Annotated in this window: 23 protein-coding genes; 13 read left to right on the top strand and 10 right to left on the bottom strand. The window is 64.1% G+C overall.

The features are described from left to right. Positions 1-572 precede the first annotated feature (572 nt). The 4 genes from ACV4UY_RS02285 to ACV4UY_RS02270 all read left to right on the top strand — a co-directional run bounded on the left by ACV4UY_RS02285 (position 573) and on the right by ACV4UY_RS02270 (position 4,318). The gene (locus tag ACV4UY_RS02285; RefSeq protein ID WP_491606044.1) at positions 573-1,460 is read left to right on the top strand and encodes a carbohydrate deacetylase; all 888 of its coding nucleotides are present in this window, start codon (positions 573-575) and stop codon (positions 1,458-1,460) included. A 139-nt stretch (positions 1,461-1,599) separates the two neighbouring features. Next, the gene (locus ACV4UY_RS02280) at positions 1,600-2,601 is read left to right on the top strand and encodes a glycosyltransferase family 2 protein (protein WP_491606043.1); all 1,002 of its coding nucleotides are present in this window, start codon (positions 1,600-1,602) and stop codon (positions 2,599-2,601) included. After that, a complete protein-coding gene (locus tag ACV4UY_RS02275) occupies positions 2,598-3,332 on the top strand; it encodes a nucleotidyltransferase family protein (RefSeq protein ID WP_491606042.1) in 735 nt (244 codons plus the stop codon). The genes ACV4UY_RS02280 and ACV4UY_RS02275 overlap by 4 nt, the downstream gene beginning before the upstream one ends. After that, positions 3,329-4,318: an NAD-dependent epimerase/dehydratase family protein gene (locus ACV4UY_RS02270; RefSeq protein WP_491606041.1), complete on the top strand. Its 990-nt coding sequence runs from the start codon at positions 3,329-3,331 to the stop codon at positions 4,316-4,318. The genes ACV4UY_RS02275 and ACV4UY_RS02270 overlap by 4 nt, the downstream gene beginning before the upstream one ends. On the opposite strand, the gene ACV4UY_RS02265 is transcribed toward ACV4UY_RS02270, so the two are convergent. After that, positions 4,295-5,155 (bottom strand): NAD-dependent epimerase/dehydratase family protein, encoded by an 861-nt coding sequence (locus ACV4UY_RS02265; protein ID WP_491606040.1) that lies wholly within the window; start codon positions 5,153-5,155, stop codon positions 4,295-4,297. The two genes, ACV4UY_RS02270 and ACV4UY_RS02265, sit on opposite strands and share 24 nt — an antisense overlap. A 180-nt stretch (positions 5,156-5,335) precedes the next feature. Then, the gene (locus tag ACV4UY_RS02260) at positions 5,336-6,133 is read right to left on the bottom strand and encodes a penicillin-binding transpeptidase domain-containing protein (RefSeq protein ID WP_491606039.1); all 798 of its coding nucleotides are present in this window, start codon (positions 6,131-6,133) and stop codon (positions 5,336-5,338) included. A gap of 138 nt (positions 6,134-6,271) precedes the next feature. On the opposite strand from ACV4UY_RS02260, the gene ACV4UY_RS02255 reads away from it, so the two are divergent. Genes ACV4UY_RS02255 through hypF form a run of 6 tightly spaced genes read left to right on the top strand, consistent with a single transcriptional unit; the run spans position 6,272 to position 12,153 of the window. Further along, positions 6,272-6,538, top strand: coding sequence for a HypC/HybG/HupF family hydrogenase formation chaperone (locus ACV4UY_RS02255; protein WP_491606038.1), 267 nt, complete (start codon positions 6,272-6,274; stop codon positions 6,536-6,538). Continuing rightward, on the top strand, positions 6,535-7,659 hold the full coding sequence (hypD, locus tag ACV4UY_RS02250) for a hydrogenase formation protein HypD (RefSeq protein ID WP_491606037.1): 1,125 nt from the start codon (positions 6,535-6,537) through the stop codon (positions 7,657-7,659). The genes ACV4UY_RS02255 and hypD overlap by 4 nt, the downstream gene beginning before the upstream one ends. Next, complete coding sequence (gene hypE / locus ACV4UY_RS02245) at positions 7,652-8,656, top strand: hydrogenase expression/formation protein HypE (RefSeq protein ID WP_491606036.1); 1,005 nt, start codon at positions 7,652-7,654, stop codon at positions 8,654-8,656. The genes hypD and hypE overlap by 8 nt, the downstream gene beginning before the upstream one ends. Positions 8,657-8,663: 7 nt before the next feature. Next, positions 8,664-9,011, top strand: coding sequence for a hydrogenase maturation nickel metallochaperone HypA/HybF (locus ACV4UY_RS02240; RefSeq protein WP_491606035.1), 348 nt, complete (start codon positions 8,664-8,666; stop codon positions 9,009-9,011). Next, complete coding sequence (gene hypB / locus ACV4UY_RS02235; RefSeq protein WP_491606034.1) at positions 9,011-9,826, top strand: hydrogenase nickel incorporation protein HypB; 816 nt, start codon at positions 9,011-9,013, stop codon at positions 9,824-9,826. The genes ACV4UY_RS02240 and hypB overlap by 1 nt, the downstream gene beginning before the upstream one ends. Next, positions 9,823-12,153 carry a carbamoyltransferase HypF gene (gene hypF, locus ACV4UY_RS02230; RefSeq protein ID WP_491606033.1) on the top strand — a complete coding sequence of 777 codons (2,331 nt, stop codon included), beginning with the start codon at positions 9,823-9,825 and terminating at the stop codon, positions 12,151-12,153. Before hypB ends, hypF begins: the two co-directional genes overlap by 4 nt. A gap of 2 nt (positions 12,154-12,155) precedes the next feature. Here the strand turns inward: hypF and ACV4UY_RS02225 are convergent, their stop codons facing one another. Beyond that, positions 12,156-12,608 (bottom strand): cyclic nucleotide-binding domain-containing protein, encoded by a 453-nt coding sequence (locus ACV4UY_RS02225; protein WP_491606032.1) that lies wholly within the window; start codon positions 12,606-12,608, stop codon positions 12,156-12,158. 44 nt (positions 12,609-12,652) lie between these two features. Here ACV4UY_RS02225 and ACV4UY_RS02220 point away from each other — a divergent pair, with 44 nt between their 5' ends. Continuing rightward, entirely contained in the window at positions 12,653-12,925 is a 273-nt protein-coding gene (locus ACV4UY_RS02220) for a hypothetical protein (RefSeq protein ID WP_491606031.1), read from the top strand. Positions 12,926-12,997: 72 nt separating this feature from the next. Here ACV4UY_RS02220 and ACV4UY_RS02215 read toward each other — a convergent pair whose 3' ends face one another. The 7 genes from ACV4UY_RS02215 to ACV4UY_RS02185 all read right to left on the bottom strand — a co-directional run bounded on the left by ACV4UY_RS02215 (position 12,998) and on the right by ACV4UY_RS02185 (position 19,077). Next, the gene (locus tag ACV4UY_RS02215) at positions 12,998-13,849 is read right to left on the bottom strand and encodes a symmetrical bis(5'-nucleosyl)-tetraphosphatase (protein WP_491606030.1); all 852 of its coding nucleotides are present in this window, start codon (positions 13,847-13,849) and stop codon (positions 12,998-13,000) included. A gap of 24 nt (positions 13,850-13,873) precedes the next feature. Further along, a complete protein-coding gene (locus tag ACV4UY_RS02210; protein ID WP_491606029.1) occupies positions 13,874-14,359 on the bottom strand; it encodes a CYTH domain-containing protein in 486 nt (161 codons plus the stop codon). Between the two features lie 89 nt (positions 14,360-14,448). Next, the gene (locus ACV4UY_RS02205; RefSeq protein ID WP_491606028.1) at positions 14,449-15,198 is read right to left on the bottom strand and encodes a hypothetical protein; all 750 of its coding nucleotides are present in this window, start codon (positions 15,196-15,198) and stop codon (positions 14,449-14,451) included. Positions 15,199-15,395: 197 nt separating this feature from the next. After that, the gene (locus ACV4UY_RS02200) at positions 15,396-15,848 is read right to left on the bottom strand and encodes a CBS domain-containing protein (protein ID WP_420904643.1); all 453 of its coding nucleotides are present in this window, start codon (positions 15,846-15,848) and stop codon (positions 15,396-15,398) included. 126 nt (positions 15,849-15,974) lie between these two features. Then, positions 15,975-16,448 carry a ribosomal protein S18-alanine N-acetyltransferase gene (gene rimI, locus ACV4UY_RS02195; protein ID WP_491606027.1) on the bottom strand — a complete coding sequence of 158 codons (474 nt, stop codon included), beginning with the start codon at positions 16,446-16,448 and terminating at the stop codon, positions 15,975-15,977. Beyond that, complete coding sequence (tsaB, locus tag ACV4UY_RS02190) at positions 16,445-17,143, bottom strand: tRNA (adenosine(37)-N6)-threonylcarbamoyltransferase complex dimerization subunit type 1 TsaB (protein WP_491606026.1); 699 nt, start codon at positions 17,141-17,143, stop codon at positions 16,445-16,447. The genes rimI and tsaB overlap by 4 nt, the downstream gene beginning before the upstream one ends. Then, positions 17,140-19,077: an ATP-dependent DNA helicase gene (locus ACV4UY_RS02185; RefSeq protein ID WP_491606025.1), complete on the bottom strand. Its 1,938-nt coding sequence runs from the start codon at positions 19,075-19,077 to the stop codon at positions 17,140-17,142. The genes tsaB and ACV4UY_RS02185 overlap by 4 nt, the downstream gene beginning before the upstream one ends. A gap of 112 nt (positions 19,078-19,189) precedes the next feature. On the opposite strand from ACV4UY_RS02185, the gene ACV4UY_RS02180 reads away from it, so the two are divergent. Together ACV4UY_RS02180 and ACV4UY_RS02175 are read left to right on the top strand one after the other, a co-directional pair. Beyond that, positions 19,190-19,621 carry a 6-pyruvoyl trahydropterin synthase family protein gene (locus ACV4UY_RS02180; protein ID WP_491606024.1) on the top strand — a complete coding sequence of 144 codons (432 nt, stop codon included), beginning with the start codon at positions 19,190-19,192 and terminating at the stop codon, positions 19,619-19,621. Continuing rightward, the gene (locus ACV4UY_RS02175; protein ID WP_491606023.1) at positions 19,618-20,247 is read left to right on the top strand and encodes a 7-carboxy-7-deazaguanine synthase QueE; all 630 of its coding nucleotides are present in this window, start codon (positions 19,618-19,620) and stop codon (positions 20,245-20,247) included. The genes ACV4UY_RS02180 and ACV4UY_RS02175 overlap by 4 nt, the downstream gene beginning before the upstream one ends. Positions 20,248-20,373 lie beyond the last annotated feature (126 nt).

Below are 20,373 nucleotides of genomic sequence, written 5' to 3'. Positions count from 1 at the left end.
ACCACGATTATCCCATACCCAATTCAGCAAGGCGTAAGTCGCTCTGCCGGGCGCACAAATTTCGACCTCAAGGCCCGGACGAACCCCGCGGAGGGTCCATGAGCCGCCCCCGCAAAAAACCCTTTTTGGCAAAAAAACGGGCTTCGCAACCTGTTGATTCTGCTAAATCATCTCCACCATGAATACCGGGTAAAGGCACTTTTTGCGGATCCCCATGACCTCATCCCCTTGCCCACCTTTTCAGCACGACAACCCTAAAGATGGAGAGACTTCATGGAGATCCGGCGAGGTGTAGCCTGGATTCCGTCAAAGGCACGACTGAACTGTCCCTTGCGATTCACGCTGGACCAACCCAAAATGTCTCGCATTCAACCGTTCCATGGCAGCGGCGGCATTGTTCAAACGGAAAAAGCGTCGCCGACTGGAAGATGTCCGTCAGGGGCTCGCAGAGTTGAATGTCTGGCTGAGAAACCCGGAGCAACGGGAGTTGCGTCCGTTGAAAGGTGGTCCACAGCGTCGGATGGCGCGGAGGAGAAGTTCTGATGCGCCATTTGGGTACATCACCAAGATCCATGATCAAGATCACCACCACCGCCGACGACTACGGCCTGACCACCAGCATGAACCAGGCCATGCACGACATGTTCGAGAAGGGCGCGCTCTGTCGCGCCTCGGCCATGGCCACCGGCGAGGCGCTCGAAGCGGGACTGGCGCAAATCGCACCCGAACACCGCTCCAGGCTCGGCGCCCATCTCTGCCTGATCGAAGAACCCCCGGTTTCACCGCCCGAACACATCCCCACCCTGGTCACCGACGCCGGACGGTTGATGCCCCGATGGGAACTGATCCGCGCCCTGCTGCTCGGCCAGGTCAATCCGGAACAGGTCGCCCGTGAAATCCGAGCCCAGATGGGGCGACTGCGCGACCTGGGGCTATCCATCGGCCATGTGGACAGTCATGCCCACCTGCATGTCTGGCCCACCCTGGCACCCATCATCCGCTCGGTCTGCCTGGAGTTCGGGGTCTCCGCCTTCCGCCTCCCCATCGAGAGTCTTTCCCTCTCCTGGCCGGGCGCGCTGCCACTCGGCAGGGTGCCAATCGCCCTGGCGATCTCGGCCTGTGCCCGGTCATGCCGCCGACACTACGCCACCCCGCCGGCTCGGGTCACGGACCGCTTTCTGGGCCTGCTGCACAGCGGACACCTGAATGAACGGGTGGTCGAAACCTGGCTGATCGCACTCAAACGGCAAGGGAACAACCACCTGACCGTGGAGATCATCTTTCATCCCGCCTACCCCGAAGCCCTTCCCGAACGCGTCCGGCTCGATCCCCAGCACGGCCAGTATGACTTCCTGGCCGAAACCCGCACCCTGGAACGGTTGCCCGCGCTGCTGGCCGAAATCAACGCCCGCGAACCGGGTCCGGAGTTGCGCCTCGACCTTCCGGACACCACGGATTGACATCTCCGCTGGCCACTCCCCCTTGGGATCGCGCCCCGATTCAGGAATGCGATTGCACTGGCCGGGAAGAGCCGGCTATACTGACGGTGGCGCAAGCGCGATAATGGAATGAAATCCTAAAGAGAACGTTTTCCAAGGCATGACACATCCATCCGACATGACCGCATCCGTCTCCCCACCCCTGCTTTCGGTCGTTGTACCGCTCTACAACGAAGAGCAGAACATCGAGCCCCTCTATCAGCGCCTGAAAGCCGCCTTGTCGCCTCTGGATCTCCGCCACGAATTGATCCTGGTGGACAACGGCAGCCGCGATCACACCCTCGCCATCCTGAAACGGCTGGCCAGCCTCGATCCGTGCGTCACCTACCTGACCCTCTCGCGCAACTTCGGTCACCAGGGGGGGTTGGTCGCCGGTCTGGAACATGCCCGTGGCGATGTCGTGGTTTCCCTGGATGGCGATCTCCAGCATCCGCCCGAGTTCATCCCCTCCATGATCGCCCAGTGGCGGCTCGGCTTCGACGTGGTGTACACCCTCAAACGCGATGACCGCTCGATCTCCTTTTTGCGCAAGCAGACCAACATCCTCTTCTATCGTCTCATGAGCCGTCTGTCGGGGTTGAACATCACCGTCGGACAGTCCGATTTCCGCCTCATGAACCGCGCCGCCCTCGACGCCATGCTCGCCCTGCCGGAGCGAACCCGCTTCCTGCGCGGTCTGGCCCAGTGGATCGGCTTTCGTCAGATCGGACTGGAGTTCCAGGTGGAACGACGCCACGCCGGCAACTCCAAATACCGCTTCAAGGATCTGGTCAACTTCGCCATCAACGGCATCTTCTCCTTTTCCATCCTGCCTCTGCGCCTGTTCACCCTGATCGGCTCCGGGGTATCCCTGCTGGCTCTGGGCTACGCGGCCTACAATCTGCTGATCACCTGGTACAAACAGTTCATGGACATCCCCACCGTGGCCGGCTACCCCACGCTGTCGGTCGGGATCTTCTTTCTGGGCGGGGTGCAACTGATCGGCATCGGACTGTTGGGGGAGTATCTGGGCAAGGTGTACGACGAGGTGAAACAACGACCCACCTACATCCTCCGCGAACGCTCGACCCCCCGGGAAGTCCCCGAAGAGAGGCCCGAATGAGTCGGGAACGCTCCGATGACGCCATGGAGGTGGTGATCCTGTGCGGAGGCCGAGGGGTCCGGCTGCGTCCCATGACCGATCACGTCCCCAAGGCGCTGGTGCCGGTGCATGGTCAACCGATGCTCGACCACATCATCCAGTTCCACCGCCGCCACGGAATGACTCGCTTCACCCTGTGCGTGGGTTACCTGGCCGAGCGGATCCGACAGCACTTCGACCATCGCGCCGATGCCGAATCCATCCGCTTTTCGGATGCCGGAGAATCGGCCAGCATGCTCGCCCGTCTGATGGCGGTGCGCGACATCACCCGCGAACGGCTCCTGGTGGTCTACGGGGATACCTTCATCAACCTGGATCCCCAACGACTTCTGGATCATCACCGGCAAAGCGGCGCCCTGGCCACCCTGGTCACCGCACCCATCCAGAACCCGTTTGGCGTGGTGACCTTCGACGCGCACCAGCGGGTGCTCTCCTTCGTGGAAAAACCCATCCAGAACCACTACATCGGCTGCATGGTCATGGAACGGTCGGCCTTCGACCTGATGGACGCGACCATGCTGGCCCAACCGGACGGATCCGGCTTCGTGGCGTTCGTGCAGCACCTGACGCAACGCCAACTTCTCTCCGCGTTCGTGCATGACGGCCTGCAAATCACCTTCAACACCGAGGGCGAATGGCAGCGGGCCGAACGGGATCTTGGACTCTACTACACCTTTCCGGAGCAGACATGACCTCTCTTTCTCGGCAACGCGTCCTGATCACCGGCGGATCGGGTTTCATCTTCTCCCATCTGACCCGCCGACTGGTGGCCATGGGGGCGGAAGTGGCCGTGCTGGTCCGCTATGGGAGCGTCATCGACAACGTGCGCATCGCCGATGTCTGGGATGACGTGCATGTGATCGAGGCGGACATCCGCGATCTGGATGCCCTGCGCGCCATCCGCGCCTTCGCGCCCCAGGTGGTCTATCACGCCGCGGCATACAACCATGTGGGGGGCAGCTTCGGCAAGTTCAACGAGGTGTTGGACGTCAACGCCAAGGGAACCGCCAATGTGCTGGAGAGTTGCGAGAATTTCGAGCGGTTCATCTACATCTCCACCTCCGAAGTCTACGGCCATCAGAGCGAACCGATCTTCGCGGAGAGCATGGAACCCCATCCGGTCTCGCCCTACTCGGTGGGAAAATTCGCCGGCGAACTTTACTGCCGCATGAAGATGGAGCGGATGGATCAGCCGATCGTGGTGTTGCGTCCGTTCAACGCCTTTGGCCCCTATCAGACGGTGCGGGCGGTGATTCCGGAGATGATCGAGGCCTGTCTGTTGGGCCGGACGGTCCGTTCCACCGAGGGACGGCAGACCCGTGAGTTCAACTTCGTGGAGAATCTGGTCGATGGTTTCGTGCTGGCCGCGGAGAAAGATGCCGCCATCGGTCAGGTGATCAATCTGGGCTCCGGCGAAGAGATCGCCATCCGCGATCTGATCACCCGCATCCATGCCGAAACCGGCTCGACCTCCAAACTCGAGATCGGCGCCCTGCCCAACCGTCCCACGGAGATCTGGCGCATGAGCGCGAGCAACGACCGGGCCCGCGAACGGCTCGGCTGGAGCCCTCGGGTCTCCTTCAACGACGGGCTCACCCGTACCATCGCCTGGTACCGGGAGTATCTGGCCCAGTTCAAGGATCGCGACTCCCGGCTATGCCGGTTGTGCCGGATCTGAAGCGTGCTCCTCCAGGCAGCCGGCGATCCCCTGCTCCAGGGTGATCGTCGGCGACCAGCCCAACGCCTGCCGGATGCGGTCGATGGCGGCGATGGCCTGATCGGTCGCGGGAGCGATCGACTCCGGTTGAAGGATCTTCAAGGGGGTGGCGCGCCGTTTTTGCAGCGCGGCGACCACATCCAGAACCGAACGCGCCACACCCGATCCGACATTGCAGATCTCGACCCCCGCCAAAGGGGTGAGCGCCGCCAGAAGAATCGCCCGACGCACATCCGCCAGATGGACGAAATCCCGACGCGCCTGGGGGGTCATCAGCCGTATGGTCTCGCCATGCATGGCCTGTCGGACCAGATAACCGATCAAGAACCGCTCCGACTGGCCAGGTCCGTAGACATTGAACAGCCGCAAGATCCGCACCGGAACCCCATGCGTGTCGGACCAGGCGCGACACGAAAGCTCCTCCTGCCATTTGCATTGACCATACGGATGGGGCGGATCGATCCTGCCGGACTCCTCATCCAGAAACCCCGTTGCATCCCGGGCGTAGACGCCGGAGGTGGAGATGAAGACCAGCCGCGCCCGGTTGCGCGCCGCGGCATGCAGGGCGTTGCCGATCCCGGCCCGGTGCATGGCGGCAGAGGCCTCGGGATCGGCCAGGAAGGCCTCCCGGCTGGCCGATGCCAGATGGATCAGCACATCGAACGCCGCGTCGAAGCTCTCCGGCGTGCGCATGTCGCCATCCAGAACCAGCGGATCGGCCCCGTGCGCCTCAAGCATGGGCGCCAAGCCGGCTCCGATCCAACCTCTCGCCCCGGTCAGGGCAACGCGGATTTTCATGGGAATCGTCGCCTCACCAACGAATCGGGTGGCCTCTCAGAGGCTGTTTGCAAAGGCCAAACAGCCGACGCGGGCCGTTCATGGCCCGCCAAATCGCGCAGCAATTTGAGAAGCACGAATCGGTTTCTTCGATATCGTGCAGGTTTGGTGATTCCATGCATGGAATCACCAAACCGTCTCTCATGGATCGATCGCCCCGACGATGCGCAGCGCCTCACGGCCCATCGACTGTCGCAAGGGGAGTTGCTCGCGGGCGCGCAAGAACAGATGCACGGCCACGGCCCAGGCAGGTTTGCCATCCCGCTCCACCCACCCCACATACCAGCCGTGCATCTCCCCCTTTTCAAGGGCGAAGCCGGTCTTGCCCAGCACGCGCGCCGCGCCGAAGCTCTCGGTGGGCAGCAGCCGTTTCAAGGCGGCGCGGGTCTGGTCCGAGAAGGGCACCTGGCCCAACGCCACGCGCCCGAGGAACGCGACCTGCTCGATGGGGGAGATCTTCAGCGGGCCATCCAGCCAGAAGCGATCCACCTGGGAGCCGATTTCGCGATTGCCGTAGTCGATCCGGGTCAACCACTCGGCCATGCGCTCCGGACCGATGCGCCGGGCGATCTCCTGGTAGACCGGCACCGCCGACACCGCCATCGCCTCCTTGAGGTTCAGATCCTTCTCCCAGGTCGGCAGATGGCGCGGCTTGCGGTCCCAGGGAAAAATCTCCGTTTCGCTGGTCACACCGCTCTCCAGGGCGATGAGGGCGTTGGGAATCTTGAAGGTCGAGGCCGGCAGGTGGCGTTCGCCACACGCGGCCTCGTTGGAATGGATGCGGGTGTGATCGGCCAGATTCAGCACCACCACGCACCCTTGCAGATTCTCGGCCTCCGGCAGGCGCGCCAGACGCGCATCATCCCCGGCCCAGGCCAACGAACCACTCAAGAGCATCCCAAACACAAGCCAGAACTGACAAAAAAAACGCAACGACATGATCCAAACCCCGCGACACGATGACCGGTTGGTTGAAGAGGATTGACCGGGGAGGAAGAATAACCTATTTTCCGATATGTTGCACCATACCCGCTCATTTTTCGCGCCAACCGGCCAAAATATAAAGAGTCGATCACCATGTGTCTGGCCATTCCCATGCAGGTAAGCACCATCCAGGAGGATGGGTTCGGCATCGTCGAAATCGACGGGGTGCGGCGTCTGGTCGGGCTGACGCTGGTGGATGAACCGCGGGTTGGCGATTATGTGATCGTGCATGCCGGTTTCGCCATCGAGATCCTGAAAGAGGCGGATGCCCTGGAGCGGATCGCCCTGTTCCGGGAGATGGCCCGGCTGTGGGACGAACAACAAGGGGGGGGCTCGGGTCTGGAGCCTGCCGCGCCATGAAGGGATTGAGCGATCCCGCCCTGACGGGCGCGGCGCGCCGGCTCACCCAAGCCATCCAGGCTTTGGCCGCGCGCCTGGCCAACGACGGACGCACCGTGCGCATCATGGAGGTGTGCGGCACCCACACCATGGCCATCGCCCGATCCGGCTTGCGTCATCTGCTCCCCGCCAACGTCATCCTGACCAGCGGACCGGGCTGTCCGGTCTGCGTCACCGGTCCCGGTTACATCGATGCCGCACATGCATTGGCCGAACGCGGGGCGGTCATCGTCACCTTCGGGGATCTGCTCCGCGTGCCGGGTTCGCGGCTCAATCTGGCCGAGGCGCGCGCGCGCGGCGGGGAGATCCATGTCTGCTACTCCCCCATGGAGGCGTTGAAACGCGCCCAGGCGTCGCCGGATCGCCAGGTGGTCTTTCTGGCCATCGGTTTCGAAACCACCGCCGCGCCGATCATCGCCATGCTCGATCTGGCGCGACGCGCCGGCGTCGAAAATCTCTCCCTGTTGACCGCCTTCAAATGCGTTCCGCCCGCCTTGACCGCCCTGATCGCGGATCCCGAAATCCGCATCGATGCCTTTTTGTGTCCCGGTCATGTCAGCGCCATCATCGGCGCGGATGCCTACCGCTTCGTGGCCGAAACCCACCGCATCCCCTGCGTGGTGGCCGGATTCGAACCTCTGGACATCCTGCTGGCCATCGAAGGGATCCTGAACCAGCTCGTGACCGGAGAGTCCCGCGTGGAAAACCAATACCAGCGCGTGGTCCGTCCGGAAGGAAACCTGAAGATCCAGCGTCTCATGGATCGCCATCTGATCCCGGCGGATGTGGATTGGCGCGGCATCGGGGTGATTCCGCACAGCGGTTTGGCGTTGCGACCCGAATTCCGGGCCTTCGACGCCGAGGCGCGCTTCGAACTCGTGGTGCAACCGGGCAGAATCCATGCGGATTGCCAATGCGGAGAGGTGCTCAAAGGAAAAATCACCCCGCCCGAGTGCCGGCTGTTCCGACGCGGCTGTCATCCGGATCACCCCATCGGTCCCTGCATGGTCAGCTCCGAGGGGAGCTGCGCGGCCTGGTTCCATTACGACCCTCCCGGCCACACGGAGGACAGCCATGGATGACGAACGGCGCGTGCTGCTGGCTCACGGCGGCGGCGGGCGTCTGTCGCGGGAGTTGATCGACCGGGAGATCGTGCCGCGCTTCGGTCGCGAAGCGTTGCAAGGGCTGCCGGATGCCGCCACCCTGGCGATGGATGGCACGGCGCTCCGTTTCACCACCGACAGCTTCGTGGTTCAGCCGCTCTTCTTCCCCGGCGGCTGCATCGGTGATCTGGCGGTGCGCGGCACCCTCAACGACCTGGCGGTGAGCGGCGGTCGCCCGCTCTACCTGAGCCTGGGGATGATCCTGGAGGAGGGACTGCCCTTGTCCATCCTGCGCCGGGTGCTCGACGCCATCCGCGCGGCGACGCGCCAGGCCGGGGTGTCGATCGTCACCGGAGATACCAAGGTGGTGCGACGCGGGCAGTGCGACGGGATGTATCTGGCCATGGCCGGCATCGGCGCCGGGTTGCCGGATTTCGCGCTTTCGGCCTCTTTCATCCGCCCCGGCGATGTCGTTCTGGTGAGTGGCACCCTCGGCGATCACGGCATGGCGGTGCTGGCCGCCCGCGAGAAACTGTTTCTGGAGAGCGCGCTGGTCAGCGATACCGCCTCGGTCTTTCCTCTGGTCGAGGCCGTGCTTCCCTGGGCGTCCGGCGTTCGATTCATGCGCGATCCCACCCGTGGCGGAATCGCCGCCTCGCTGCACGAGGCTGCCGTGGCCTGCGGCTTCGCGATCGACGAGGCATCCCTGCCCTTCGCGCCCGCGGCCATGACCATCGCCGAACTGTTGGGCATCTCCCTGTTGCACGCCCCCTGCGAAGGGCGCATCATGGCGGTGGTGGACGAAACGGTGGCCGAGCCGATCCTGAACGCCTGGCGCGCCCGGCCCGAGGGGATCGGCGCCGGTCGCATCGGACGGGCCGAGGGCGCGGCGGACCGGGTGACGCTCAAGACCCGCATCGGCGGGGTGACCCTTCTGGACATGCCCCACGGCGAACTGCTGCCCAGGATCTGTTGAACACGCCATGCATGAACTCTCCATCGCCCTCTCCCTGGTGGATCAGGTGCGCCGCATCGCCGAAAGGGAGTCCGCGACACGCGTCGTGTCGGTGCGGGTGCGCGTGGGGACGATGAGCGGAGTGGATGGGGAGTCGCTCACCTTCTGTTTTCCCATGGCCGCGCGGGAGTTCCCGATCCTGGAGGGGGCGCGGCTCGAGATCGTGGCCGAACCCATGCAATGGTTCTGCCTGACCTGCCGGAAGATCTTTGCCGGCGAATCGACCCAAGAGCGCGCCTGTCCCCAGTGTGGTGGCCTGGAGCACCATCTGACCGGCAGCGACGCCCTGACGTTGGAATCCCTGGAGGTGGCCTGATGTGTGAAACCTGCGGTTGCGCCGAAGCTCTGAATCACACCCATCCCCCTCATCCGGAGCATGACCACCCCCATGCCCATCCGGATCATGCGCACAACGACCCCTTCCACGGCGAACACACCCACGATGGCCATACCCACATCCACCCGCCATCCCCGGCGCGTACCGTGCGGGTGGAAAACGACCTGCTGGCCGTCAACCATGCCCTGGCCGAGGCCAACCGCCGCTGGCTGCACCACTATCGCATCCACGCCATCAATCTTATTTCATCCCCGGGTTCCGGAAAAACACTGCTGCTGGAGAAAACCCTGCGCCGCCTGCAAGGTCGCATTCCCACGGCGGTGATCGTCGGCGATCTGCAAACCGATCTCGATGCCCAACGGTTGCAAGGGTTGGGGGCGCGGGTCAAGCAGATCGAAACCGTCAACGCCTGCCATCTGGATGCCGAACGGATCAGTCAGGCCCTGCCGGGGGTGATCGACGCGACCACCCGGCTGCTGTTCATCGAAAATGTCGGCAATCTGGTCTGTCCGGCGGCCTTCGATCTGGGAGAGTCGGAACGGGTGGTGCTGCTCTCCACCCCCGAGGGCGAGGACAAACCGTTGAAATACCCGGTGCCGTTCGTCAAGGCGTCGCTGGTGCTGGTGACCAAGACCGATCTGACCCCGCACCTGACCTGGAAGCGCGACGTCTGCCTGGATGCCCTGCGCCGGGTCAACCCGGCGGCCTCGGTGCTGGAGTTGAGCGCCCTGACCGGAGACGGGATGGAGGGCTGGATCCACCATCTCGAACGAATGGTGCGACAGAACGGATGAACGATCCGGAGACTCCCGTCCGCTGGCACCTGCTCATCACCGGCGTGGTCCAGGGGGTTGGGTTCCGACCCGCGATCCATCGTCTGGCCACGGCGGCGCACCTGGGCGGCTGGGTGGAAAACCGCTCCGGCGGGGTCCATCTGGCGTTGATCGGCGTCGAACCCGCCCTGAAAGCCTTCCTGACCACCCTGCCCGAACGCATCCCCGCCCAGGCGCGCATCGACTCGATCGACCTCCTCGCCCAGGAATCGACAGATCCCGACGCCGCGCCCGAGCCGTTCCACATCCGCCCGAGCCAGGCATCCGCCGCGCCGCGCATCTCCATCCCGCCGGATCTGGCGGTCTGCCCGGCGTGCCTGGCGGAGATCCTGGATCCGGCCAACCGGCGCCACGGCTACCCCTTCACCAGCTGCACCGCCTGCGGTCCCCGTCATACCGTTCTGGAACGTCTGCCGTATGACCGGGACAACACCTCGCTGCGCCATTTTCCCCTCTGTCCGGCCTGTCGGGCCGAGTATGACGACCCCGCCGACCGCCGCTTCCATGCCGAAAGCACCGCCTGTCCGCGCTGCGGTCCGCACCTCAACCTGACCGATGACCACGGACACCCCCTGCCCGATCCGCCCCTGCCCGCCGCGCGTCGCGCCCTGGCCGAGGGCAAGATCCTTGCCGTGCGCGGTCTGGGCGGGTATCAGCTCATGGTCGATCCCTTCAACCGCGCGGCCATCGATCGTTTGCGGGCCCGCAAGAACCGTCCGGACAAACCGTTGGCGGTGATGGCCGCCTCCCTGGAAATCATCGAACGATACGGTCACCTCAGCCCCGCCGAGTCCGACCTGCTGCGCCATCCCAGCCAGCCGATCGTGATCCTGGATACCCGCGCCGAGGCCACCGGTCTCCCCCTGGACCGCCTCTCCCCGGACACCGCCACCCTTGGGGTGATGCTTCCCACCACCCCCTTGCATCATCTCCTCTTTCACCCCCTGCCCGAGGATCCCACCCCACCCTTCGATCTGCTGGTCGCCACCAGCGGCAACCCCTCGGGGGAGCCGCTCTGCATCGACAACGACGAAGCCGTGGCCCGCCTCGGAGAGGTCGCGGATCTCTTCTTGCAGCACGATCGCGACATCATCCGCCGCAACGACGACTCGGTGGCCGTGGTGCTGGAATCCGCGCCACAAATCTGGCGGCGTGCGCGCGGCTTCGTGCCCGACACCGTGCGCCTGCCATCCCCCCTGGGTCGCGACGTGTTGGCCATGGGCGCGGATCTGAAAAACACCTTTGCCCTGGGATTCGACGACCGGATCCTGCTCTCGCCCCACATCGGCGATCTGCGCGCCGCCAGAAGCGTCGATGAACTGGAATCCACCCTGCGTTCGCTGCTGGCCCTGTGGGGACGCCGACCGGGCGTGGTCGCCATCGATCTCCATCCGGACATGCAGTCGAGCCGATTGGGGGAGCGGCTGGCCGATGCGTTCGCCGCACCTCTGGTCCGGGTGCAGCATCACCACGCCCATGCCCTGGCCTGCATGGCCGAGCACGGGGTGGAAGCGGGGCTGGCGCTGGTCTTCGATGGGGTGGGACTGGGCACGGACGGGTTGGCCTGGGGCGCGGAGCTGTTGCACGTCACGCCGGTTGATTTCAAACGTCTGGCCACCTTCGCGCCCGCCCCGCTGCCCGGCGGGGATCAGGCGGTCTCCAGACCGGTCCGGCAGTTGATCGGACGGCTGGCAGGCGCCCATCTGGCGTTGTCCCCCGGGCATCTGGCCGCGCTCGGCATCCGTCCCGAGGAAGCCGGGATCTGGACCGGGCAGGTCCGGCGCGGGCTGAACGCCCCCCTGTCTCATGCCGCCGGGCGGTTGTTCGACGCCTTTGCCGCGTTGCTCGGGGTGGCCCCGGAGCGGATCACCCACGAGGGGCAGGCCGCGATTCGGCTGGAGTCCCTGGCACGCACCTGGCGGAAGGAAACGGAAAGCGCGCCGTATCGCAGCGAAGAACAACCGGACGGCCTGCTTCTGATTCACTGGGCGGAAAGTTTCAAGTGGGGAATCGACGCGCTGGCCATGGGCGCACCACCGGCGCGGCTTGCCCTGGGTCTGCATCGTGGCGTGGCCGAGGCGGCCTGTCGCATGGCCGAGCATGGCGCGGCGACAACCGGGGAGCGGACGATTTATTTAAGCGGCGGGGTGTTCATGAACCGGTTGCTGAATGCGCTGTTGCCACCCCTGTTGCGTCGGGCGGGTTTGAACCCGCGCGTCCATGCGCGCATTCCACCCAACGACAACGGTGTTTCGCTCGGTCAGGCGTTGGTGGCGGGGAGATGTTGACTTCAACCATCATAACCCGTGGCCAGTTTGATCGTTTCGAGCCGCTCCAACAACAGCTTCACCGCCTGCTGCTGAATCTTGATGAGGATCTCCGGCGGGAGATCGGAGTAGTGCTTCTCCTCGAGCTGAAACACCAACGACTCCTCCAGGGCGATGACGCTGGTGGAACGTACCTGACGGGAGACGAATTCGATCTCGCCGAAGATCGTGCCTGGTCTCAACAGGGCCAACACCTTCTCCGGCGCAAACCGTCGGATCACCTTGGCCGCGCCGGTGATCAACACGAACATGGTTCGATCCACGTTCCCCTCGCGGATGATCGTTTCTCCAGCCTTGCAGATCTCGAAATGACCGTTATGATAGACATGCGCCATTTCGGCATCGGTGAAATCGCGAAAGAAATCGATGCCGGCAACCGCTTTTTTCAGGGATTGCAGCGCGTCCAACGCCTCCATCGTCCATCACCCCACGCCCGACTTGATTGTTGAAGGAACCGCTCTTGGAAAACGACTGGATTGCCCTGCCTCGGGAACGACGCGCCATTCACCGTCCGACCGGATTGATCTTGGAATTCAAGGCCAACACCGATGGTTCCGGAAGTATGCGCGTCGATAGCCCCAATCCGCAAGTACTGCCGGAGTCGTGGCTGGCGAATGCCGAAGCGTTGGTACGGGAGGGATGGCTGGTGTATGCATCGGCGTCGGAGGTGGCCCTGTCGGAAGAGTGGGCCGCCGAAGCCGAAAAAGCCTCAAAGCCGGTCACTCCGGCCTGACATGGGCAGGACGGCGGGACAAAAGCCGGTCACTCCAGCCTGACATGGGCAGGACGGCGGGACAAAAGCCGGTCACTCCGGTTTGACATAGGCGGGACAGGATACCTGGGTGATCGGCAGATCCGGATGATCGACCCGCATGGCGGTGAGTTTTCCACCGTAGACACAGCCGGAATCCAATCCGATGAAACGTCCGTTCCGGCTCAATCCCTCGATCGCCCAATGGCCGTAAACGATCCGCTCACGCCCCGGCCAGTCAAGCAGGGCATGCCAGGGACGATACGGGGAGTCCGGCTCCAGCTTGAAGGCCGCGCCACCCGAGGCGCCTGGAATCGACCATACCACCCGGCCATCCGGCTGACAAATCCGCAGCCGGGTCATCACCGCCATGGCAAAGTGCAACCGGGCGGTCTCGTCCATGTCCAGGGATTCGATTTCGGGGAGATTGGCCGGATACCGGGCCAAAAACGCACGCAGGGTCGTCTCATCCGCGCGAAGGATGACGCCCAGGCGACGGGCGTAGTCCATGGCCTGGTCCAGGCTCCATCCCGAATGAAAACCGGCATGCACCATGCGCAGGTTCAGCTCCGGTTCGTGGTACACCAACGGGCGTCGCCGCATCCAGTCCAGAATTTCGTCCCGTTCCGGACAGGTGGTCAAGAATCCGAGATGTTTGGAAAAACCCTTCTCCGGAAAACCGAGAAGACCGTTGATGGCACGCAACTCGTGGTTGCCCATCAAGGAAACGGCGCGCTCCCCCTGGTCGCGCACGAAACGGATGGTGCCCAACGAATCCGGACCGCGACTGATGATGTCGCCGACAAAAAGCAGACGATCCCTGCCTGGCCGAAAACGAACCGCCTGGAGCAGGGTCAAAAGCTGCGGCAGACACCCATGGACATCGCCAATGGCATAAACAGCCATGCCACCACCCTCGAAATCAACGGGTCAATCGAACAGGTCGGGGCTGCCCCAGAGCGAAAACGGGGTGTGCACCAGATTGGCGTTGAAAAAGCGCGCATCGGTGGAGACCTCCCGACCGATCCAGTCGGGCAGATCGACCACCTGGTTTTCGTCGTGAAGCTCCACCTCGGCCATGATCAACCCCTGGTTGGCCCCGCGGAACTCATCCACCTCCCACACCACATCCCCGACCGGGATGCGATGGCGGGTCTTTTCGATCCAGGGACGCTCGCAGAGATTGTCGAGGATCGACTGGGCCTCCTCCCTGGGGATGGCGTATTCGAACTCCAGACGGGAGATCCCCTCGGAGACCCCCTTGATGGTGAGGGTGGCCTTGGGACCGGCGACACGCACCCGCACCACCCGTTCCTTGACCGTGGACAAAAACCCCTGCTGAAAATCCACGCCCTCGCCCAGTCCGCGCCAGCCGTCACCCTTGACCAGAAAACGACGTTCGATCTCCTTGCCCATGCTCTTTTGCGTCCCTTGATGTCAAACCAATCGTAACAGGCGTCCCATGGTTGGCGGGAGACCCCTGTCGTTCACAACCCAGCCAACCGTCAGGCGAGCAGATCCTCGCTCCACGGATCATCCATGCCCATCACCGTATCCTCGCCGCGCAACACCGAGGCAAAGGCGAGCATCGCCTTGCGGGCCGAGCCGATCGGGTAGTAACAGGCATCCCAGTTGTCGTTGCCCTCGCCGTCGTGCAGGGCGATCACATGATCGAACTTCCAGGCCTCGCGCATGTCGGTGAGGGCGCTGGCGCACCGTTTTTCGATCTCCTCCAGGTCGCGCAGCGACAGATGCATCTTCTGGCGAACGGCGCGATGCAGCAGCTTGCGGCGCTGCACCTCGGAGATGAACTTGTTCATATCCACGCCCAGAGGCAGAGATTTGAGATAGAGGATTTCATCCCGCGAGAGCGGGGAGAGAAAAACCGAAACCGCCGGGAATTGATCCAGCAACCCCACCTCGCGCAGGCGGGCCGGCAGGAAAGGGTTGCCTTCGAAGAAGGGGATCTGGCCGGCATCGAAGATGCGTTGCACCTGGGCGATTTCGAGGGCCTGCAACTCGCCGCGCACATCGGCGACGATGTAGCCGTCCTTGCCGCGCAGGGCTTCGATCTCGCCACGGGGACGGAAGAAGCAATCGACCCCCTCCTCCTCGCCGGGACGGGGGGTGCGATCGTTGAAGAGCACCAGTTGCTTGAAGCGGCCCATCAACTCCGGGTAGAACATCCGCATGCCGCGGATCAGGGGGGCCTTGCCGACACACGAGGGTCCGGCGAGCAAGACGATACGCTGCATCTTGGGTCAGAACTCCTTTTCTCGATACGACTCCAGCCGGTCGAGGATGACCGACCGGACCTGTCGGGCGCATCGGAAGGATCCGACACGCACGACCTGACAAACGCGCCAGGGTTCCGCCATCCGGACGAGCGACCGGGCATGCGCCACGGGCCGCGATCCGGATCAAGGCCAACCGGACGGTTTTTCGGCAAACGCTACAGATTGAGTTCGCGTTTGAAGATCGCCTTGTGGATATCGCCCAGGCTGACGATGCCCACCAATTTATCGCCATCCTCGACCACCGGGATGCGGCGGAAGCGGTGCAGATCCATTTGCGAGGCGGCCATGAGGATCGGATCCTTGGGCGACACGGAGAAGACCCGCGCGGTCATGAGATCCTCGACCTTCTTGGAAAGGATCTCTTCGTAGGACTCCTCCATGGACTCGAAATCGCGCTGTTTGAGCGGATCGTGCAGGAAGGTGCGATAGCCGGGCAGAAGACCGTTCAGGATATCCTTTTCGGAGATGATCCCCACCAGTTTGTTGTCTTCCTCGACCACCGGCAGACCGCTGATTTTGTTGGTGCAGAGGATGACGGCGACCGAGCGAACGGAGTCGGTTCTTTTGGCGGTACGCAGGTTGCGGGTCATGACGTCTTCGACAAGCATGGCGGTTCCCCTCGTTGAGTAGTTCTCGGGTTGTCGGGATGGCGTACTCCCGGTACGGCCTCAAGCGTTGCCCATAATCTGAAATTTGTCAAGCAAGAATTAATTTTTCCAAGGCAATACCGTATTTTATCTCGCATCGCAACATGCCATCACCAGCGCATCCTCGGGGCCGAAGGGACCGTGACGGTAATAACCGCGCCGAACCCCGATGCGGGTGAATCCCAGACTCTCGTAGAGCCGACGGGCCGGGACATTCGAGGCCCGCACCTCCAGCAACACCGTTCCGCCGGTTCGGGCTCGCGCCTCCTCGAGCAGGTCCGCGACCAGACCACGCCCCAACCCGCGCCGCCAGAACTTCGGCGCCACGCCGAGGATCAGCAGGTGCCATTCATCATGAATCAAGCGCGCCACCGCATAACCGACCACGGTGCGTTCCGGGGTGAGCAGAACCTTGCGCCAACCATCCAGGGTCAACTCCTCGGCGAGCATTCCGACGTTCCATGGCGCGGGGGCGATCTCCGCTTCGAGCGCCGCCACGGCGGCAAGATGGTCGGGCAAAAGCGCCTCCAGCCACAACCCGGCCATTTCGACTGGGGTCAATGGCCGGGCTCCTTGGCGTCGGCCTTGCGCACGTAGACCGGCTCCAGGGACTCCACCAGCCCGAGCGCCCCGACGGGGAGACAGGCTCCCATTTCAGCCAACCGTCCCACATCCAGGGACCAGTTTTCCGGCGGAAGGATGACGACCCCCTCGGTTTCGAGGCCGTGCCACGCCTCCGCATGCTGTTCCAGGGCGTTGCCGGTCAGATGCAGGGGACCGTCGCACATCGGCATCCAGGCCCGCAAGCGCGCAACCAGCGTCTCCGGGTCGCACACCAGCAACTCGGAGCGCAACCGGGGTGCGGTCCGCTCCTGAATTTCATAAAGCGCAGCATACACCTCTCCCCGCCGTGCGTCGAGCGTTGCCGCCACCCAACCCGAACAATTCGACCCGGCTGCCACCACCTCCAGGGTGGAGAAACCGGCCACCGGCACCCCGAGCGCCGCCGCCATCCCCTTGGCCACCCCCAGGGCGATGCGCGCGCCGGAAAAACTGCCCGGTCCCAGGGTCACGGCGATCCGATCCAGATCGCCCACCCGCCAACCGAGCCTGGCCAGTTCCGCTTCGAGGGCGCGCGGCAACGACACCACATGCCCTTCCGCCCCCTCGAACCCGACCTTGCCCACCACCCGCCCCTCCGCGAGCAGCGCCAGGCCACCACGCGGAAAGCAGGTATCCATTGCCAGGATTTTCATGCAAAAAAGCGGCGCACCGCCTCCAGATCGTGGGTCACGGGAGCCGCCGGCAGGCTCTCCAGAAAAAACCGTCCATACCACTTGCCGGTCAAACGGCGATCCAGCACCACCATCACCCCCCGATCGGCACTGGTGCGCAGCAGGCGACCCAACCCCTGTTTCAACGTCAGAATCGCCTGGGGCAACGAAAGTTCCCGAAAAGCGTTGCGACCGTTGGTTTCCAGCCAACGTTGCCGGGCCGCCACCATCGGTTCGCCGGGAGAGGCGAAGGGCAACCGGTCCACCACCACCAGGGAGAGGGTTTCGCCGGGGGCGTCCACCCCCTCCCAAAAGCTCGACACCCCGAGCAGCACCGAGGAGGTCTCCTTCTTGAAGGCATCCAGCAGCGCCCCCTTGGCCGCCTCGCCCTGGGTGAGCAGACGGTAGGGAATCCGCCCCTCCAGACCGGTGCGGGCCAACTCCAGCATGCGGAAGCTGGTGAACAGACAGAGCGCCCGTCCGGAACTCACCGTCAACAGGGTGATCAGTTCATCGACCACGGCGCTGGCATACTCCACGTCCACCGGATCCGGGAGATGGCGCGGGAGATAAAGAAGGGTGCGATTCGGGTAGTCGAACACCGGCGGCAGACGACAGGTCTCGACCCCTCTGTTCATCAGGCCGAGCTGCTCCATGAAAAAGACGAACCCCTGCTCCCCCGGTCCCGAGGTCAGGGTCGCGGAGGTGAACACCGCCGTCTTGATGCGCGGATAGAGCAGTCCGTTGAGGATCGGACCGGTTTCCAGGGGGGCCGCGGAGAGAAAGATCCCCCGGTTGCGGGTTTCGTACCAGTAGACCCGCGCCGGATCGTCCAGGGCGCGGATGGTTTTCACGGCATCGAGCATCTCTTCGACACGCCGTCCGCAGTTGGCCAGGGCCACGGAGCGGGACCGATGGGGTTCCAGGACGTCGCGCAGCCCATGCACCGCCCATTCGACCTGATAGAACGCCTGGCCGGCCTCCCCTTGCAGATCCTCGGGGGTGAGCGCGGCACGCAGATCGTCGAAGGGAAAGGCGTTGCGCAGGCGAAAGGTCGCCTCTTCCATGCCGACCAGCGCCGCCAGCACCGCGTCATCGCCACCCCCCACCTCCTCGAACTCGCGGCGGATGTCGCGGGTCACGTCCCGCAGCTTGTAGTTGCTCACCTCGATGGCGAAGAATCGGGTGGCCACATCCGGAATGCGGTGCGCCTCGTCGAAAACCAGGGCATCGTACTCCGGCAGGATCTCCCCGAACCCCCCCTCCTTGACCGCCAGATCGGCAAAGAAGAGATGATGGTTCACGACCACCAGATCCACCTTGCGTGCCCGCTCCCGCGCCAGATTCAAGAAGCAGGCCTGATAATCCTCGCACTTGCGGCCCAGGCAGAAATCCCCGCCCGCGTGGACCCCCTGCCACAACCCCAGACTCTCCGGCATGTCGCGCAGCTCGTCCTTCTCGCCGGTCCCGGTCTCCCGCGCCCAATTCTCGAGCCGTGCCACCCAGGCCCGTTCCCGCTCGGGCACCGCCACCCCCCCATGCCGGAACCCTTTCCAACGGTACAGACAGAGGTAATTGGCCCGTCCTTTCAAGGCCGTGGCGGTGAAGTCGCGTTCCGTGGCGCGCCGCACCAGGGCCAGATCCTTCTCCATGATCTGATCCTGCAACGCCTTGGTGGCCGTGGAGACGATCACCTTGCGTCCAAGGCTCAACAGCGGCAGCAGATAGGCCAGGGTCTTGCCGGTCCCGGTCGGGGCCTCGATCAGCAGCAGACCATCCTGGACGGTGGCGGCAAGGATCCGTCCGGCCATCTCGGTCTGGGCCGGGCGCGCCTCGTAGCCGGGCAGGGTGGCGGCCAGGCGACTCTTGGCCCCCAGCAGACCCTCGACCATTTTTTCCACCTCGGCAGACGTCATCGCGTATCCAGATTCAAATGGGCATGATCAATCGATATCAAGCTTACTCCCGATCACGAACGCCTCGCAAGCATTGCCGCCCGCGGCTCAAGTTTGATAAGATGGATGGATCATGAAAATCGCCCGAGCCTTCACCTTCGATGCGGCCCACCGCCTCGTGCATCACGACGGCAAATGCCGGCGCATGCACGGTCACGGCTACCGGCTGGAACTGGTCTTCACCGGTCATCCGCGCCTGCCCGCGCCCCACGAACCCCAATCCGGCTTTCTGGTCGATTTCGGCCACCTGGATCGCCTCGTGCGCCAGGAACTGATCGAACCCCTCCTCGATCACCACCTGCTCAACGACACCCTGCCGCAACTCCCCTACCACTCCGCCGAATACCTGGCGGCATGGATCGTCGGCTGGTGCATGCACCATCTGGATGATCGCGCCGAACTGGGCGACACCCGCATCGCCCACGCCCGCCTCTGGGAGAGCGACAAATCCTGGGCCGAGGCCACCACGGACGACGCCATCGCCCTGGGCTTCGCCCCGCGATGAACCCAACCACCCCGCTCGTGTATCCGATCTGCGAGATCTTCGCCTCGATCCAGGGCGAGGCCACCTGGAGCGGTCGCCCGATGCTCTTCGTGCGCGCCTGGGGATGCCCCCTCGCCTGCCCGTGGTGCGACGAACCCCTGCACCGGGACCCCGCCGCCAAACGTCTGCTCCCGGCAGAGGCGATCCTGGCCGAAATGAACCGCCTCGCCCCCGGCCTGCGCGCCGTGGTGCTGACCGGTGGGGAACCCCTGGCCCTGCCGAACCTCCCAACGCTGGTCCAACGGTTGAAAAAGGCCGGCTACTGGATCGCCATGGAGTCGAGCGGGGTCGGCGGCCCGCTGCCCGACCCCATGGTGGACTGGCTCACCCTGTCGCCCAAAACCCCGGTGGATCCCGAACTCCTGCTGGCCGCCGACGAAATCAAATTCGTTCTGGGCGCGACGGGGGGAGATCCGGAGGCCATCCTCGCCCTGACCAAACACCACCTCAACATCTGGGTGCAACCGCGCGCCAACGGGACGACGCCGGATCCCAAGGCCGTGGCCCGCTGCCTGGAACTGGTCATGGCCGCCAAGGGACGGCTGCGCCTCTCCACCCAGATTCACAAATTCCTCGGCGTCCGCTGATGGTCATGGCCGCCAAGGGACGGCTGCGCCTCTCCACCCGGATTCACACATTCCTCGGCGTCCGCCGATGCTCATGGCCGCCAAGGGACGGCTGCGCCTCTCCACCCGGATTCACACATTCCTCGG

The organism is Candidatus Magnetaquiglobus sp. (genome assembly GCF_058402785.1).
This window is presented reverse-complemented; position numbering and strand designations above follow the sequence as displayed.

Excerpts from the sequence above, each read along its gene's own strand:
- ACV4UY_RS02285 (WP_491606044.1), top strand. The coding sequence starts at position 573 with ATGATCAAGATCACCACCACCGCCGACGACTACGGCCTGACCACCAGC.
- ACV4UY_RS02280 (WP_491606043.1), top strand. The coding sequence starts at position 1,600 with ATGACACATCCATCCGACATGACCGCATCCGTCTCCCCACCCCTGCTT.
- ACV4UY_RS02275 (WP_491606042.1), top strand. The coding sequence starts at position 2,598 with ATGAGTCGGGAACGCTCCGATGACGCCATGGAGGTGGTGATCCTGTGC.
- ACV4UY_RS02270 (WP_491606041.1), top strand. The coding sequence starts at position 3,329 with ATGACCTCTCTTTCTCGGCAACGCGTCCTGATCACCGGCGGATCGGGT.
- ACV4UY_RS02265 (WP_491606040.1), bottom strand. The coding sequence starts at position 5,155 with ATGAAAATCCGCGTTGCCCTGACCGGGGCGAGAGGTTGGATCGGAGCC.
- ACV4UY_RS02260 (WP_491606039.1), bottom strand. The coding sequence starts at position 6,133 with ATGTCGTTGCGTTTTTTTTGTCAGTTCTGGCTTGTGTTTGGGATGCTC.
- ACV4UY_RS02255 (WP_491606038.1), top strand. The coding sequence starts at position 6,272 with ATGTGTCTGGCCATTCCCATGCAGGTAAGCACCATCCAGGAGGATGGG.
- hypD (WP_491606037.1), top strand. The coding sequence starts at position 6,535 with ATGAAGGGATTGAGCGATCCCGCCCTGACGGGCGCGGCGCGCCGGCTC.
- hypE (WP_491606036.1), top strand. The coding sequence starts at position 7,652 with ATGGATGACGAACGGCGCGTGCTGCTGGCTCACGGCGGCGGCGGGCGT.
- ACV4UY_RS02240 (WP_491606035.1), top strand. The coding sequence starts at position 8,664 with ATGCATGAACTCTCCATCGCCCTCTCCCTGGTGGATCAGGTGCGCCGC.
- hypB (WP_491606034.1), top strand. The coding sequence starts at position 9,011 with ATGTGTGAAACCTGCGGTTGCGCCGAAGCTCTGAATCACACCCATCCC.
- hypF (WP_491606033.1), top strand. The coding sequence starts at position 9,823 with ATGAACGATCCGGAGACTCCCGTCCGCTGGCACCTGCTCATCACCGGC.
- ACV4UY_RS02225 (WP_491606032.1), bottom strand. The coding sequence starts at position 12,608 with ATGGAGGCGTTGGACGCGCTGCAATCCCTGAAAAAAGCGGTTGCCGGC.
- ACV4UY_RS02215 (WP_491606030.1), bottom strand. The coding sequence starts at position 13,849 with ATGGCTGTTTATGCCATTGGCGATGTCCATGGGTGTCTGCCGCAGCTT.
- ACV4UY_RS02210 (WP_491606029.1), bottom strand. The coding sequence starts at position 14,359 with ATGGGCAAGGAGATCGAACGTCGTTTTCTGGTCAAGGGTGACGGCTGG.
- ACV4UY_RS02205 (WP_491606028.1), bottom strand. The coding sequence starts at position 15,198 with ATGCAGCGTATCGTCTTGCTCGCCGGACCCTCGTGTGTCGGCAAGGCC.
- ACV4UY_RS02200 (WP_420904643.1), bottom strand. The coding sequence starts at position 15,848 with ATGCTTGTCGAAGACGTCATGACCCGCAACCTGCGTACCGCCAAAAGA.
- tsaB (WP_491606026.1), bottom strand. The coding sequence starts at position 17,143 with ATGAAAATCCTGGCAATGGATACCTGCTTTCCGCGTGGTGGCCTGGCG.
- ACV4UY_RS02185 (WP_491606025.1), bottom strand. The coding sequence starts at position 19,077 with ATGACGTCTGCCGAGGTGGAAAAAATGGTCGAGGGTCTGCTGGGGGCC.
- ACV4UY_RS02180 (WP_491606024.1), top strand. The coding sequence starts at position 19,190 with ATGAAAATCGCCCGAGCCTTCACCTTCGATGCGGCCCACCGCCTCGTG.
- ACV4UY_RS02175 (WP_491606023.1), top strand. The coding sequence starts at position 19,618 with ATGAACCCAACCACCCCGCTCGTGTATCCGATCTGCGAGATCTTCGCC.